The following is a 14282-nucleotide window of genomic DNA, read 5'->3' on the forward strand; positions in this document are numbered from 1 at the left end:
CGCATCTTAGCGCCTTGCCGCGCGATGCCTGCGGTGTTGCTTGGCCTGGCGTGGATGCGAGGTCGGAAAACGGCGAGCAATGCCACCGATGCACACGCAGAATCCTCGCAAAACCAAGGAGCTGCCCATGCACGCGTGGTACCTCGGTGGCCTCGACCACCGCCCTTTCCAGCACCTGTTCGAGAAGAACGACACTGCGCTTGCCACGCTGGGCATCCAGCGCCGCTGGGCGGGCGACGGCGGCGGCCATCCCTGCCGGATCAGCCTGAGCGACCCGCCCAGTGGCAGCGAACTACTCCTGCTGTCCCATGTCCATCTGCCCCTGCACTCGCCCTATCACGCGTCCGGCCCGATCTTCGTACAGCGTGGCGTGACCCGGTGCGTGCTGCCACCCGGCGTGGTGCCTCCCTATGTGCAGCGGCGGATGATCTCGGTGCGTGCCTACGACCGGTCTGCGCTGATGCTGGGTGCCCAGGTCTGTGCGGGCAGCGACGTCGCCGCGCAGCTGGATGCGCTGTTCGCCAACGCGGCGGTGGCGTTCGTGCAGTTGCACAACGCCGCGCATGGCTGCTTCTCGTGCCAGGCCGACAGGGTCGATGCACAGGCCGCGTAGCGTGGCCTACATGACGTGATCGACGCCACGCCGATCGCGTGACGCCCAGCGCATCCGTTCAGCCCCACGTGAAGCCGGTGGGAAGGGCTTCACATGCGCAGTCACGGATCGGAACGTCCACGGTTCCACACCCTGCAGTGCGACTCGATACTCGCCGGGGTGGCGCCGGAAGTCCGCCGCGCAGCGCAGTTCCTGCGGTCACCGCTCCCTTTCGACGACCACAAGGATGCGCCATGTCATTCCGATCCACACCGCTGTTGCTGACCACCTCATTCGCTGCCGCAGGCCTGGCCCTGGCCGGCACCGCGTTCGCCCATGGCACCATGACCACGCCGGTCAGCCGCGTCTATGCCTGTTTCCAGGGCAACCCGGAGAACCCGACCAACCCGGCCTGCGCCGCCGCAAAGGCAGTGGGCGGTTCGCAGGCGTTCTACGACTGGAACGGCATCAACCAGGCCAGTGCCAACGGCAACCACCAGGCCGTGGTCCCCGACGGCAAGCTGTGCAGCGGCAACAACCCGACCTTCCGCGGCCTGGATCTGGACCGCAGCGACTGGCAGACCACGCCGATCCAGCCCGATGCCAACGGCAAGTTCACCTTCGTCTTCAAGGCGACCGCGCCGCACGCCACGCGTGACTGGCGCTTCTTCGTCACCCGCGACGGCTGGCAGCCGGGCAGCCCGCTGCGCTGGGCCGACCTGCAGGAGTTCTGCACGCTGGGCAACACGCCGCTGTCGGCCGATGGCACCTACAAGCTGCAGTGCACGCTGCCGCAGCGCAGCGGCCAGCACGTGATCTACAACACCTGGCAGCGCTCGGATTCGACCGAAGCGTTCTACACCTGCATGGACGTGCGCTTTGAAGGCAACGGCGGCGGCACCACGCCGGTGCCGCAATGGCAGGATGCCGGCCCGGTGACCGCACGTGGCGAACTGCCGGTCGGAACCACCCTGGCCCTGCGGGTGTTCAACGCCAACGGCAACGATGTGGAGCGCGTGGAGGCGACGCTGGCCAGTGGCCAGACCGCGCCCGCGCAATGGCCATTGGCGCTGGCGCGCAAGGTCAATGCCAGCGCGCAGCATGCGCGCGTGGGCGTGCTCAGCAACGGTGTGATCACACCCGCCGCCTCGGCCACCGGCAACCGGGTGTACCTGAAGAACGGCAACCGCTTCCAGCTCGACACCCAGCTACCGGACCCGGGCACGCCCTCGCCGGGCGGCGATTTCGATCACGTGTACCCCGCCGGCATCGGCAGCTACGTGCCCGGCCAGACCGTGGTGAAGGGCAGCGACGGCAAGCTGTATGCCTGCCGCCCGTTCCCGGAAGGCGCCTGGTGCAACGTCAATGCCGACGCGTACCGGCCGGGCGTGGGCGCGGCCTGGCGCGATGCCTGGATCGCATACTGAGACCGGATGCAGGGAACGGTGGCGACGCACCGTTCCCTGCAAATCGTGAAATGCACTGGCTTGCAAGCGTGAAGTCGTTCCCACTCGAGATCACGAAGTTTTTTTTTCAAAGTAATCCGATGGATACAGGCAGTCGGCATACCGAGACTTCAGCGGGTTCCACCACCCACAGGAGATCTCCATGCATCTGTCCCACCGGGCCGTCCTCGCGCTGTCCGTGATCGCCGGCGTAGCCGCTTCAGGCAGCGCGGTCGCCCACGGCACCATGTCCAAACCCTCCAGCCGCGTCTATTCCTGTTACCAGGGCAACCCCGAAAACCCGACCAATCCGGCCTGTGCGGCGGCCAAGGCCATCGGGGGTGCGCAGCCGTTCTACGACTGGGCCGGCATCAACCAGGCCAACGCCAACGGCAACCACCAGGCCGTGGTGCCCGATGGCGAGCTGTGCAGTGGTGGCAACAGCAAGTACCGCGGGCTGGATCTGAACCGCACTGACTGGCAGACCTCACCGATCCGTGCCGACGCACGCGGTCGCTACACCTTCGAATTCAAGGCGCCGGCCCCCCACGCCACCCGCGACTGGAAGTTCTACGTCACCCGCGAAGGCTGGCAACCGGGCAGCCCGCTGCGCTGGGCCGACCTGCAGGAGTTCTGCACGCTGGGCAACGTGCCGCTTTCCGGCGACGTCTACAAGCTGGACTGCCCGCTGCCCAAGCGCAGCGGCCAGCACGTGATCTACAACACCTGGCAGCGCTCGGATTCGACCGAAGCGTTCTACACCTGCATGGATGTGCGCTTTGAAGACGGTGGCGGCGTCACCCCGCCCCCGCAGTGGCAGGACGCCGGCCCGGTCACCGCCCGTGGCGCGCTGGAAGTGGGCACCACCCTGACCCTGCGCGTGTTCAATGGCAACGGCAACGACCTCGAACGCCCGGAAATCACCCTGGCTGCCGGCCAGACCGGCGCGACGCAGTGGCCGCTGGCCCTGGCCCGCAAGGTCAATGCCAGCGCGCAGCACGCCCGCGTCGGCGTGATGAAGAACGGTGTGATCACCCCGGTCGCTTCGGCCAGCGACAACCGCGTCTACCTGAAGCCGGGCAACCGCTTCCAGCTCGAGACCCAGGTGCCGGGTCCGGTCGATCCGGTCGATCCGCCGCCGGGCGACTACGACTTCGTGTACCCGGCGGGCATTGGCAGCTACATCCCCGGCCAGACCGTGGTGAAGGGCACCGACGGCAAGCTGTACGCCTGCCGCCCGTTCCCGGAAGGCGCCTGGTGCAACGTCAATGCAGAGGCCTACCGCCCGGGCACCGGCTCTGCCTGGCGTGATGCCTGGATCGAGTACTGAGTCACGGCACCGGGGGCGGCGTGATGCCGCCTCCGGTGGGCATTTCAAGGCGCCATGAGGTTGCCGGCCAGCGGCCGGCATTACCTGGCTTACTTGCTGCTGACGTACTTCTCGCGGCGGATCTGCGGGTTGCCCAGGCCGGCGGCCTTGAGCAGCTCGGCACAGGCATCGACCATGTCCGGGTTGCCGCACAGGTAGGCGATGTCGGTGGCCGGGTCCGGGGTGAAGCCAGCCAGCGCCTGCTGCACGTAACCGTGCTGCACGTCCGGATGCGGATCGGCCGGCAGTTCGCGCGACAGGCACGGAACATAACGGAAGTTCGGGTGCTTTTCGGCGAAGCTGTAGAAATCTTCGCTGTACAGCAGTTCGCCGGGGCTGCGCGCGCCCTGCAGCAGCACGATCTGCACGCCGCGCTCGGCCATGGCCGTTTCCAGCAGCGGCAGCATCGAGCGGTACGGGGTGACGCCGGTGCCGGTGGCGATCAGCAGGTAGCGGCCGTTGTGGTCACCGGGATTCAGGCAGAAGCGGCCGTAGGGGCCGGACGCGCTGACCTGGCCACCGTGCTCCAGTGCCTCGAACAGGGCCGTGGCGGCGCCGCCGGGCACGAAGCTGACCGCGATATCCACCGCCTCGCCCGGGCCCAACGCGTGGTCGTGGATGGTCGCCAGCGAATAACTGCGCTTGGTCTCGGTGCCGTCGGCGTAGCTGAAATGGACCTGGATGAACTGGCCGGGCTGAAAATCCAGCGGCTGTCCGTCATCACGCACGAACTGGTAGTGGCCGACGGTCGGGGCCAGCATGCGGCGGCCGACCAGCTTGAGGGGGAATTGAACAGGCACGACTTTTCGGGACAGTGTGTAGCCGGGGCAAGCCCTCGGGGTCTTCTATAATAGCCCCTCCCCGCCCCCTCTCCAGCGCCAGCCCATGGGCGCGAAGGCTTCGAGCTTGGCATCCCAGAACGATATGGCGCCCGCCCTGCGCGTGCGCGACCTGCGCAAGACCTACGACAACGGCACCCAGGCCCTGAAGGGGGTTTCCCTGGAAGTGGCCCCGGGCGACTTCTTCGCCCTGCTCGGCCCCAACGGCGCCGGCAAGTCGACCCTGATCGGCATCATCAGCTCCCTGGTCAACCTCAGCGAGGGCCAGGTGGAGGTGTTCGGCAGCGACCTGGTGCGCAACCGCAGCGCCACCATGCGCCTGATCGGGCTGGTACCGCAGGAAATCAACTTCAACCTGTTCGAGAAGCCCTTCGACATCCTGGTGAACTACGCCGGCTTCTACGGCGTGCCGCGCGAGGAAGCGGAGCAGCGCGCCGAAGAGGAACTGAAGCGGGCGCACCTGTGGGAGAAGGCCCAGGTGATGAGCCGCACGCTGTCCGGCGGCATGAAGCGCCGGCTGATGATCGCGCGCGCGATGATGACCCGCCCGCGCCTGCTGATCCTGGACGAGCCGACCGCCGGCGTGGACATCGAGATCCGCCGCGACATGTGGCGCGTGCTCAAGGAGATCAACGCGGCCGGCACCACGATCATCCTCACCACGCATTACCTGGAAGAAGCCGAGTACCTGTGCCGCCACCTGGCGATCATCAACCACGGCCAGATCGTCGAGCAGGGCCCGATGCGCGCCCTGCTGGCCAAGCTGGACGTGGAAGGCTTCCTGCTGGACATCGACGGTGAGCTGCCCGCGCAGCTGCCGGTGATCGAGGGTGCCATCCTGACCGCACCGGACCCGCATACGCTGGACATCGACATGCCGCGCGCGATGGATCTCAACCGCGTGTTCGCCACGCTCAACGAGGCCGGCATCCGCGTGCGTTCGATGCGTACCAAGAGCAATCGCCTGGAGGAGCTGTTCGTGCGCCTCACCGGCAACCTGGAGACCTCCGCATGAGCACCACCGAGCTGACCGACGGCCAGCGCAACCGCGTCGCGCTGATGACCATCGTGCGCCGCGAAGTCGCCCGCATCATGCGCATCTGGGGCCAGACCCTGGTGCCGCCGGCGATCACCATGACCCTGTACTTCCTGATCTTCGGCAACCTGATCGGGTCGCGCGTGGGTGACATGGGCGGCTACACCTACATGCAGTTCATCGTGCCGGGCCTGGTGATGATGAGCGTGATCCAGAACAGCTACGGCAACATCAGCTCCTCGTTCTTCGGCGCCAAGTTCGGCCGCCACGTGGAGGAACTGCTGGTCAGCCCGATGCCGAACTGGGTGATCCTGTGGGGTTACGTGGCCGGTGCCGTGCTGCGTGGCCTGATGGTGGGCGTGATCGTGCTGATCATCGCGATGTTCTTCACCCCGGTGCGCATCCCGCACCCGATCGTGATGCTGACCACGGTGATCCTGGGCGCGACGATCTTCTCGCTGGCCGGCTTCATCAACGCGGTATACGCGAAGAAGTTCGATGACGTGGCGATCGTGCCGACCTTCATCCTGACCCCGCTGACCTATCTGGGCGGCGTGTTCTATTCGGTGAAACTGCTGCCGGGCTGGGCCGAGGCGGCCACGCACGCGAACCCGATCTTCTACATGGTCAATGCGTTCCGCTATGGCCTGCTGGGCAGCAGCGACGTTCCTCTGCCGATGGCCTACGGGCTGATGATCGGTTTCGTGGTGGTGCTGACGGCGCTGGCGCTGTGGCTGCTGCGCCGTGGCGTGGGCATGCGTAGTTGAGTTCTGCGCGCAGGGCCTGCGGCCCTGCACCCGCCGAATCAACTTCAACTTCAACGGCAACGGCAAAAGCAACAGCATGCATTCCGCGGGATGGCAGGGTGGGTCCGGTTACGGGGGACGCCGTAAACCCATCCATGGGGGCCGGCCGCGGCATCCATGCCGCGGACACCCCCGCAACCGGACCCACCCCGCCTTCAACAGTTCTCTGCGATCTGTCTGGATGGCATGACTCCGCAACCTGTCTGGATGGCATGATCCGCTCTTGGTGGGTGTCGACCTTGGTCGACACGATGGATCCACGCCAGGCGTGGTTAAGGTAGTGCGCGTAGAGCCGAGCCCATGCTCGGCTCTTTTTTGCCTGCAATCTCCGGCACAATCGCGGGCCTGATTCCCCCAGAAACGGTGAACGTGCAATGCGCATCCTGATTCTCGGCGCCGGTGGTACCGGCGGTTACTTCGGCGGTCGGCTGGCCCAGGCCGGCGTGGACGTCACCTTCCTGGTCCGCCCTGCACGCGCCGCCCAGCTGGACCGCGACGGTCTGGTCATCCGCAGCCCGCTGGGCGATGCCAGCTTCCCGGTGCAGCATGTCACTGCCGACGCCCTGCCCGCACTGGCTGCGGAGAAGCCGTTCGACCTGGTCATCCTCAGCTGCAAAGCCTACGACCTGGACAGCTCGATTGACGCCATCGCCCCTGCGGTGGGCGCAGACACCACCGTGCTGCCGATCCTGAACGGGCTGCATCACTACAACGTGCTGGACGCGCGCTTCGGCCGCGACGCCGTGCTCGGTGGCCTGTGCTTCATCAGCGCGACCAAGGCGCCCGATGGCGCGGTGCTGCACCTGGGCAAGCCGGCCAAGCTCACCTTTGGCGAGCGTGATGGCGGCGCAATCTCCGCGCGCGTGCAGGCCTTCGCCGCCGCCTGTGCGCAGGCCAGCCTCGAGCATCTGGCCAGCGAGCACATCGGCCAGGAGCAGTGGATCAAGTACACCTTCCTGACCGCGTTGGCCGCGGCCACCTGCCTGCTGCGCGCGGATATCGGCAGCATCGTCGCCACCGATGATGGGCAGGCCATCGTGCGTGGCCTGTACGACGAATGCCTGGCGGTGGCCGAAGCGGCCGGTGAGCCGGTTCCCGATGCTGCGCAGGAGACAGCGCGCGGCACCTTGACCCAGGCCGGTTCAGCGCTGAAGGCATCGATGCTGCGCGACCTGGAAGCCGGCCAGCAGGTGGAGGCCGAACAGATCGTCGGCGACATGCTGGCGCGCGCGCGCAAGGCCGACCAGGAAGCCCTGCTGCTGCAGGTCGCCTACAGCAGCCTGCAGGCCTACCAGGCGCTGCGCAGCGCGTGAGCCTCGCCTCGCCTGCGGGTGCCTTGCCCACCAGGGTGCTGATCCTCGGGCTGGGCTGGAGCGGGCGCGTGCTGGCCGCGCAGCTGCAGGCGCGGGGCGTGCACGTGGCCGGCACGGTGCGCGATCCGGCGTCGGCGCCGCACGACGGCGTGCGGCGCCATCAACTGCGCACAGACGCGACACTGTCACCGGCTCTGCTCGACGATGTAGCGCAGGCCGACGCCGTGCTGTGCAGCGTGCCACCCGACACTGAAGGCGATCCTGCACTGCGCCTGTTGCTGCCTGCACTGCAGGCCAGCCCTGCGCTGCGCTGGGTCGGCTATCTGTCGTCGACCTCGGTGTATGCCGACCGGGCCGGCGGCTGGATCGACGAAACCAGCGTGGCGGACGCCACCGAAGTCGCCGGCCTGCAACGCAGGCAGGCCGAAGCGCAATGGCGTGCACTTGCGGAGGAACGCGGCATCGCCTCGGCGGTGATGCGCCTGCCCGGCCTGTATGGGCCCGGTCGCAATGCGCTGCTGCAGCTGGCGCAAGGGCGTGCCCGCCATGTGGTGCGGCCTGGCCTGGTGTTCAACCGGCTGCACGTGCAGGACCTGGCGGCGGTGGTCATCGCTGCGATGCGGTGGCCCACACCTCATGCGGTGTACCTGCCGGCCGATGATGAGCCGGCACCGCCGCAGGACGTGCTGGCCTTCGCCGCGCAGCTGGGCGGGTTTGCGATGCCGCCTGCCGTGGCGTGGGACGACCCAGCGCTGAGCCCGACCTTGCGGCGCTTCTATGAAAGCAACAAGCGCATCGACAGCCGTCGCACGCGCGAAGCGCTGGGCTGGGAGCCGCGCTTCCCCAGCTACCGTGAGGGCCTGCGCGACCTGCTCCGGTAGTGCCGGCCGCTGGCCGGCAATCGCGCGATGTTTGCGGCGTTCATGCTGCTGCCGGCCAGCGGCCGGCACCACCCGATCAACCGGCGTCGGGCAGGCGGAAGAAAGCCCGCGTGGCGGCGGTGGCATTTGCGGCGGTCACCACCACGTCTTCGCCTCGGTCGCGTGCCAGTTCTTCCACGATGTGCGAGAGGAACATCGGTTCGTTGCGGCGGTCCTTGGGCAGCGGCTTCAGCGTGCGCGGCAGCAGGTATGGTGCATCGGTTTCGATCATCAGGCGGTTGGCCGGGATGTTCTTCACCAGCTCGCGCAGGTGCGCGCCCCGGCGCTCATCGCACAACCAGCCGGTGATGCCGATGTACCAGTCCTGGTCCAGGTAATCGAACAGTTCATCGCGTTCGCCAGTGAAGCAATGCACCACCGCGGGGCCGATGCGCCCCTCGAAGTTCTTCATCTGCGCCATGAAATCCGCGTGCGCGTCGCGCTGGTGCAGGAACAGCGGCTTGCCATTGTCTGCGGCCAGCTGCAGCTGGCGTTCGAACGCGCGGTGCTGGGCCGGGCGCGGCGAGAAATCACGGAAGTAGTCCAGCCCGCACTCGCCCACCGCCACTACTTCCGGGTGGGCATGCAGCGCGCGCATCTCGGCGTCGCACTCTTCGGTGTACTCCACCGCATGATGCGGGTGCACGCCGGCGGTGGCATACATAAAACCCGGATGCTGCTGCGCCAGCTGCAGGGCCAGCGGCGAGTGCTCGCGGCTGGCGCCGGTGATCACCATTTGCACCACGCCGGCCTGGCGCGCGCGGTCCAGTACGGCATCGCGATCGCGGTCGAAGGAATCGTGGGTCAGGTTGGCGCCGATATCGATCAGGTGCATGGTCATCGCGGGGGAAAAGTGCCCGCGCATTGTACCTGCGCCCGCCGTGGCCCCTTATCCTTTGCACATGAACGCCCCGCTCTTCCCGATTTCCCCGCTGCTGCCGCAGATCCAGCAGCACCTGGCCGCGCAGCCGCGCCTGGTGCTGGAAGCACCGCCCGGTGCCGGCAAGACCACCCAGGTGCCACTGGCCCTGCTCGATGCACCGTGGCTGCAGGACCGGAAGATCATCCTGCTGGAACCGCGCCGGGTGGCCGCGCGCAGTGCCGCGCTGTTCATGGCGCGGCAGCTGGGCGAGGACGTGGGCGGCACCGTCGGTTACCGCATCCGCTTCGAGAACAAGGTCTCGGCGCGCACGCGGATTGAAGTCGTCACCGAGGGCATCCTGACCCGCATGCTGCAGGACGACCCGATGCTGGAAACGGTCGGCGCGATCCTGTTCGATGAATTCCACGAGCGCCATCTCAGCGGCGACCTTGGCTTGGCCCTGGCGCTGGACGTGCAGGCGCAGCTGCGCGACGACCTGCGCCTGGTGGTGATGTCGGCCACGCTGGATGGCGAGCGGCTGGCGCGTTTCCTCGATGCGCCGCGCCTCAGCAGCGAAGGGCGCAGTTACCCGGTGGCGATCAGCCACTTCCCGGCACGCCGCGATGAAGCACTGGAACTGCAGGTGCGCCGTGCCGTGCAGCAGGCCCTGGCCGACCATCCCGGCGACCTGCTGGTGTTCCTGCCCGGCCAGCGCGAGATCGCGCGGGTGCAGGCGGGCCTGCAGGAATCGCTCGATGGCGGTGTCGAAGTACTCGCCCTGCACGGCGAGCTGCCGGTGGAACAGCAGGCACGCGTGCTGCAGGCCGCCAGCGATGGCCGCCGCCGCGTGGTGCTGGCCACCAACGTGGCCGAATCTTCGGTGACGTTACCCGGCGTGCGCGTGGTGATCGACAGCGGCCAGGCGCGCGAGCCGCGCTACGATCCCAACAGTGGCTTCACCCGGCTGGACGTGGTGGCCATCGCGCAGGCGTCGGCCGACCAGCGCGCTGGACGCGCCGGTCGCGTGGCCGAGGGCGTAGCGTGGCGGCTGTGGCCGCAGTCGCAGCGGCTGGAGCCACAGCGCCGCGCCGAGATCGACCAGGTGGAACTGGCCGGGCTGGCGCTGGAACTGGCCGCATGGGGCAGCAGTGATCTGCGTTTCCTCGACCCGCCGCCCTCCGGCCCGATGGCTGCCGCACGCGAGCTGCTGCAGCGGCTGGGCGCGCTGTCGGACACCGGCGCAATCACCGCGCTGGGCCGTCGCGTGCTGGCGCTGGGCACCCACCCGCGCATGGCGGCGATGCTGCTGGCCGCACCCGATGCACGCGCGCAGGCGCTGGCCGCCGATCTGGCCGCGCTGCTGGAGGCACGCGATCCGCTGCGCCAGGGCGGCGATGCACTGGCGGCGCGTTGGCGTGCGCTGGCCGCCTTCCGCAATGGCCGCGCACCGTCCGATGCCAACCGCAGCGGCCTGGCCGCCATCGATGCGGCTGCCAGGCAATGGCGCCGACGCCTGCGCTGTGATTCCACGCCACCGGCCAGCATCGAGGCGCATGAGCTGGGCGACCTGCTGGCGCACGCCTTCCCCGACCGCATCGCCTTCCAGCACCCCAGCGACCCGCTGCGCTACCTGCTGGCCAATGGCCGCAGCGCGCGCCTGCACGAACTGAGCGATCTGCGCGGCGAACCCTGGCTGGTGGCCAGCGAACTGCGCTTCGAGGCACGCGACGCGCTGCTGCTGCGCGCTGCGCCGGTGGATGAGAATGGCCTGCGCAAGGCGTGGCCGGAGCGCTTCGTGACCGAAGACGCCGTGCGCTGGGACAGCGAACGCCGCGCCCTGATGGCCCTGCGCGAAACCCGCTTTGATCGCATCGTGCTGGACAGCCGCTCGGCCGGCCGGGTCGATCCGCAGCAGGCCGCGCAGGCGTTGACCGATGCGGTGGCCGAGCTGGGCCTGTCCGCGCTGCCGTGGACGGAGGGCCTGCGCCAGTGGCAGGCCCGGGTGGAATCACTGCGCCGCTGGATGCCCGAGCTCGGCCTGCCCGACTGCAGCGATGATGCGCTGCTGGCCACGCGCGCGCAGTGGCTGCAGCCGGCATTTGCCGGCAAGACCCGCCTGGATGCGCTGGACGAAGCCAGCTTCGGCGAAGCGCTGAAGTCGCCGCTGGAGTGGTCGCAGCGGCAGCTGGTGGAGCGCCATGCGCCGACCCGCATCACCGTGCCGTCCGGACTGGAGCGGCCGATCACCTACGCATTGGACAGCGAGAGCGGCGAACCTTTGCCGCCGGTGCTGGCGGTGAAACTGCAGGAACTGTTCGGCCTGGCCGACACCCCACGCATCGCCGATGGCCGCGTGCCGTTGACCCTGCACCTGCTCTCGCCTGGCGGCCGCCCACTGCAGGTCACCCAGGACCTGCGCAATTTCTGGGAAAACACCTACGCCGAGGTGAAGAAGGAAATGAAGGGCCGTTACCCGCGCCATCCGTGGCCGGATGATCCATGGACGGCCACCGCGACGCACCGCGCCAAGCCGCGCGGGACCTGACTGGTCGTGCCGGCTGCAGACCCTGCCTGATCCTGAATGGCTGCGCTGGGGTCACGCCACGCACGGCCCCGCCTGACATACCGTTTACGGACAACACGCGACACTGGACTTCGACCCGAGGCAAAGGACCCCCGCATGAGCAAGCTGACTGTAATCACCGACCGCGCCCTGGAGCGCGCCCTGGAGCTGGCCCACACCGCCGGCGATGGCCTGAAGAGCGCCGGTGGCAGCCTGCGCAATGCGGACTGGATCAAGACCGGTGCCGCCATCGGCGCAGTGAAGACTGGCGGCAAGGCCGCCACCAAGTTCGTGCGCCGCAACCCGGCGGTGGCCGTGGCCGCAGCCGCGGTGGGTGTCGGCCTGCTGGGCTATGCGCTGTACCGCAAGCAGCAGAAGAAGAAGGCCGCCAATGGCCACGTGGTGAATGGGCAGGCGCAACGCATCAGCGCACGTGACCGCCGCAATGCCACCGTGGTTGACGAGCATAGCGACATCGGCAGCGACGCCTGAGGCATTGCGCGTTGCCAGGGCCGGACCGCTTCCACGGGAGGCGCTCCGGCCCTTTCCGTTTCTGCGGGTGTGTTCAGCCGATCTGCCGCCACTGCCCCGGTTGCAGGTCGTCCAGCCGGTACGGCCCCATCGCCATCCGCACCAGCCGTAGTGTCGGCAGGTTCACCGCCGCGGTCATCCGCCGCACCTGGCGATTGCGGCCCTCGCGGATCGTGATCGCCAGCCACGCATCGGGCACGGTCTTGCGGAAGCGCACGGGCGGATCACGTGTCCACAGCGAAGGTGCTGGATCGAGGCGTTCGATCTTCGCCGGAAGGGTCGGCCCGTCATTGAGCAGCACGCCGTCGCGCAGCTGCTGCAGCTGCTCGTCGCTGGGCGTTCCCTCCACCTGCACCCAGTAGGTCTTGTCGGCCTTGTGCTTCGGGTCGGTGAGTTTGTGTGCCAGCGTGCCGTTGTCGGTCAGCAGCAGCAGGCCTTCGCTGTCGTGGTCCAGGCGGCCGGCGGCGTACACCCGCGGCGGCAGGCCGAATCCCGCCAGGGTCGGCCGCGGCGGCACGCTGCGGTCGGTGAACTGGCAGAGCACGTTGAAGGGCTTGTTGAAGGCAATCAGCATCGCGGATGCGGCAGGCGGTGGGTACGGCATTGTCCCATTCCCGCGCCGCCGCCGCGATCATCGCCGGCTCAGCCGAACACCTTCCATTCCAGCAGGAACGATCCCAGCACCAGCGCGATGCCGCACGCCGCGATGATATTGGCGCGGCGCCGCAGGCGTGCGGAGGGCGGGCGGGCGCTGCGTGCACGATCCTCCAGCAGGACGCCGGCGAACAGCACTCCGAAACCAGCGGCCCCGACCAGGTCGTGGGCGTGGCCGCCGTAGAACACGAAATCGATCAGCCGCGTCAGCACCAGTACCGCGACGGCGATGTAAAGGATCTTCTTCAACAGTCCATGTCCTTGAATACGATTGAACCCCGGCGCGCGCGGTGAGCCGGGCATGGGCCCGGCTCCATGGTGGGCACTCCGCGCGGGCAATGCGGCGTGCCGCCTTACGGCTTGATGAAGCGCAGGGTCATGCGGTCGCTTTCGCCGATCGCCTGGTACTTCGCGTCGTCGGCCTTGTCATGCTGGTTGGTCGGCGGCAGCGTCCATACGCCGTTCGGGTGGTCCTTGGTGTCGCGCGGGTTGGCGTTGACCTCGCTGCGTGCATCCAGCTTGAAGCCGGCCGCCTCGGCCATCGCAATCACCTGCTGCTGGCCGACGTAGCCGGTGTCATCGTCGTCGGCCACATCGGCCTTGGCGCGATGCTCGACCACGCCCAGCACGCCACCCGGCTTGAGCACGTTGAAGAAGCCCTGGAACATGCCCTGCGCCTGGCCGGCCTTGCGCCAGTTGTGCACGTTGCGGAAGGTCAGCACCACGTCGGCTGAACCGGCCGGACCGAACACCGGCTTGGCCGGATCGTAGGCGACCACGGCGGTCTTGCCGAACTGTGCCGGTGCAGCGGCGTACTTCTTTTCCAGGCTGTCGCGGCTGCGCTGCTGGTAATCCCGGCCACGGCCTTCGGGCACCGCCATCGGATCGACCACGGCGGCGACGTAGTGGCCCTTGCCATGCAGCAGCGGCGCCAGGATTTCCGAGTACCAGCCATTGCCGGGGGTGATCTCGATGACGGTCTTTTCAGGCGCGACCTTGAAGAACGACAGCGTCTGCGCCGGGTGGCGATAGGTGTCGCGCTTGACGTTGTTGGCATCGCGGGTGGGCGCCTTCACCGCCGCATCGATGGCCGGCGAGACCTGGATCTTCGCCGGTGCCACCGTGGCCGGTGCGGCAAATGCGGGAACAGCGGCGAGCAGGGCCCAGGCAAGCAGCAGGCGGCAACCACGCAGGGACGAAGCAGGCATCATCGGGGCGACTCCAGCGGAAGATGCGGCGAGACTAGCAGTCGCGGCGTCCCAGGTGTTCACAAAACGTTAGCCGGAGGCGCGCGGCGGAACACTGTTTTGTGGTCGCCGCCGCAGCGCGGTCACACAACGCGTTCTATTCTG

At 68.1% G+C, this 14282-nt stretch carries 14 protein-coding genes; 9 read left to right on the forward strand and 5 right to left on the reverse strand.

Annotation, left to right across the window (positions count from 1 at the left end; genetic code table 11):
- Positions 1-127 precede the first annotated feature (127 nt).
- The 3 genes from K5L94_RS21165 to K5L94_RS21175 all read left to right on the forward strand — a co-directional run bounded on the left by K5L94_RS21165 (position 128) and on the right by K5L94_RS21175 (position 3367).
- Entirely contained in the window at positions 128-613 is a 486-nt protein-coding gene (locus K5L94_RS21165) for a DUF1203 domain-containing protein (protein WP_180879439.1), read from the forward strand.
- Between the two features lie 233 nt (positions 614-846).
- On the forward strand, positions 847-2019 hold the full coding sequence (locus K5L94_RS21170) for a lytic polysaccharide monooxygenase (protein ID WP_274511317.1): 1173 nt from the start codon (positions 847-849) through the stop codon (positions 2017-2019).
- A 181-nt stretch (positions 2020-2200) separates the two neighbouring features.
- Positions 2201-3367, forward strand: coding sequence for a lytic polysaccharide monooxygenase (locus K5L94_RS21175; RefSeq protein ID WP_274511318.1), 1167 nt, complete (start codon positions 2201-2203; stop codon positions 3365-3367).
- A gap of 89 nt (positions 3368-3456) precedes the next feature.
- Here K5L94_RS21175 and K5L94_RS21180 read toward each other — a convergent pair whose 3' ends face one another.
- Positions 3457-4206, reverse strand: coding sequence for a ferredoxin--NADP reductase (locus K5L94_RS21180; protein WP_197586633.1), 750 nt, complete (start codon positions 4204-4206; stop codon positions 3457-3459).
- 85 nt (positions 4207-4291) lie between these two features.
- Here K5L94_RS21180 and K5L94_RS21185 point away from each other — a divergent pair, with 85 nt between their 5' ends.
- The 4 genes from K5L94_RS21185 to K5L94_RS21200 all read left to right on the forward strand — a co-directional run bounded on the left by K5L94_RS21185 (position 4292) and on the right by K5L94_RS21200 (position 8281).
- A complete protein-coding gene (locus K5L94_RS21185; RefSeq protein ID WP_274511319.1) occupies positions 4292-5260 on the forward strand; it encodes an ABC transporter ATP-binding protein in 969 nt (322 codons plus the stop codon).
- Positions 5257-6048: an ABC transporter permease gene (locus K5L94_RS21190; RefSeq protein WP_008267475.1), complete on the forward strand. Its 792-nt coding sequence runs from the start codon at positions 5257-5259 to the stop codon at positions 6046-6048. Before K5L94_RS21185 ends, K5L94_RS21190 begins: the two co-directional genes overlap by 4 nt.
- 413 nt (positions 6049-6461) lie before the next feature.
- Positions 6462-7400 carry a 2-dehydropantoate 2-reductase gene (gene panE / locus K5L94_RS21195; RefSeq protein ID WP_274511320.1) on the forward strand — a complete coding sequence of 313 codons (939 nt, stop codon included), beginning with the start codon at positions 6462-6464 and terminating at the stop codon, positions 7398-7400.
- Positions 7397-8281 (forward strand): NAD-dependent epimerase/dehydratase family protein, encoded by an 885-nt coding sequence (locus tag K5L94_RS21200; protein WP_053451122.1) that lies wholly within the window; start codon positions 7397-7399, stop codon positions 8279-8281. The genes panE and K5L94_RS21200 overlap by 4 nt, the downstream gene beginning before the upstream one ends.
- 76 nt (positions 8282-8357) lie before the next feature.
- Here K5L94_RS21200 and K5L94_RS21205 read toward each other — a convergent pair whose 3' ends face one another.
- Positions 8358-9155, reverse strand: a complete 798-nt coding sequence (locus tag K5L94_RS21205; protein WP_053451401.1) for a TatD family hydrolase — start codon at positions 9153-9155, stop codon at positions 8358-8360.
- 67 nt (positions 9156-9222) lie between these two features.
- On the opposite strand from K5L94_RS21205, the gene hrpB reads away from it, so the two are divergent.
- Both hrpB and K5L94_RS21215 read left to right on the forward strand, forming a co-directional pair.
- Entirely contained in the window at positions 9223-11727 is a 2505-nt protein-coding gene (hrpB, locus tag K5L94_RS21210) for an ATP-dependent helicase HrpB (RefSeq protein WP_053451123.1), read from the forward strand.
- Positions 11728-11862: 135 nt separating this feature from the next.
- Positions 11863-12237, forward strand: a complete 375-nt coding sequence (locus K5L94_RS21215) for a hypothetical protein (RefSeq protein ID WP_008266133.1) — start codon at positions 11863-11865, stop codon at positions 12235-12237.
- A gap of 73 nt (positions 12238-12310) precedes the next feature.
- On the opposite strand, the gene K5L94_RS21220 is transcribed toward K5L94_RS21215, so the two are convergent.
- From K5L94_RS21220 to K5L94_RS21230, 3 genes are all read right to left on the reverse strand, one after another.
- Positions 12311-12850: a pseudouridine synthase gene (locus K5L94_RS21220; protein WP_053451402.1), complete on the reverse strand. Its 540-nt coding sequence runs from the start codon at positions 12848-12850 to the stop codon at positions 12311-12313.
- Between the two features lie 68 nt (positions 12851-12918).
- A complete protein-coding gene (locus tag K5L94_RS21225; RefSeq protein WP_238581836.1) occupies positions 12919-13233 on the reverse strand; it encodes a hypothetical protein in 315 nt (104 codons plus the stop codon).
- Positions 13234-13283: 50 nt separating this feature from the next.
- Positions 13284-14141 (reverse strand): class I SAM-dependent methyltransferase, encoded by an 858-nt coding sequence (locus K5L94_RS21230; RefSeq protein ID WP_053451125.1) that lies wholly within the window; start codon positions 14139-14141, stop codon positions 13284-13286.
- Positions 14142-14282 lie beyond the last annotated feature (141 nt).

Origin of the sequence: Stenotrophomonas forensis, assembly GCF_028752115.1 — a bacterium.
Classification (GTDB): Bacteria; Pseudomonadota; Gammaproteobacteria; order Xanthomonadales; family Xanthomonadaceae; genus Stenotrophomonas; species Stenotrophomonas forensis.

Coding starts and splice junctions, on each gene's coding strand:
- K5L94_RS21165 (WP_180879439.1), top strand. CDS start 128: ATGCACGCGTGGTACCTCGGTGGCCTCGACCACCGCCCTTTCCAGCAC.
- K5L94_RS21170 (WP_274511317.1), top strand. CDS start 847: ATGTCATTCCGATCCACACCGCTGTTGCTGACCACCTCATTCGCTGCC.
- K5L94_RS21175 (WP_274511318.1), top strand. CDS start 2,201: ATGCATCTGTCCCACCGGGCCGTCCTCGCGCTGTCCGTGATCGCCGGC.
- K5L94_RS21185 (WP_274511319.1), top strand. CDS start 4,292: ATGGGCGCGAAGGCTTCGAGCTTGGCATCCCAGAACGATATGGCGCCC.
- K5L94_RS21190 (WP_008267475.1), top strand. CDS start 5,257: ATGAGCACCACCGAGCTGACCGACGGCCAGCGCAACCGCGTCGCGCTG.
- panE (WP_274511320.1), top strand. CDS start 6,462: ATGCGCATCCTGATTCTCGGCGCCGGTGGTACCGGCGGTTACTTCGGC.
- K5L94_RS21205 (WP_053451401.1), bottom strand. CDS start 9,155: ATGCACCTGATCGATATCGGCGCCAACCTGACCCACGATTCCTTCGAC.
- hrpB (WP_053451123.1), top strand. CDS start 9,223: ATGAACGCCCCGCTCTTCCCGATTTCCCCGCTGCTGCCGCAGATCCAG.
- K5L94_RS21215 (WP_008266133.1), top strand. CDS start 11,863: ATGAGCAAGCTGACTGTAATCACCGACCGCGCCCTGGAGCGCGCCCTG.
- K5L94_RS21220 (WP_053451402.1), bottom strand. CDS start 12,850: ATGCTGATTGCCTTCAACAAGCCCTTCAACGTGCTCTGCCAGTTCACC.
- K5L94_RS21225 (WP_238581836.1), bottom strand. CDS start 13,233: ATGCCCGGCTCACCGCGCGCGCCGGGGTTCAATCGTATTCAAGGACAT.
- K5L94_RS21230 (WP_053451125.1), bottom strand. CDS start 14,141: ATGATGCCTGCTTCGTCCCTGCGTGGTTGCCGCCTGCTGCTTGCCTGG.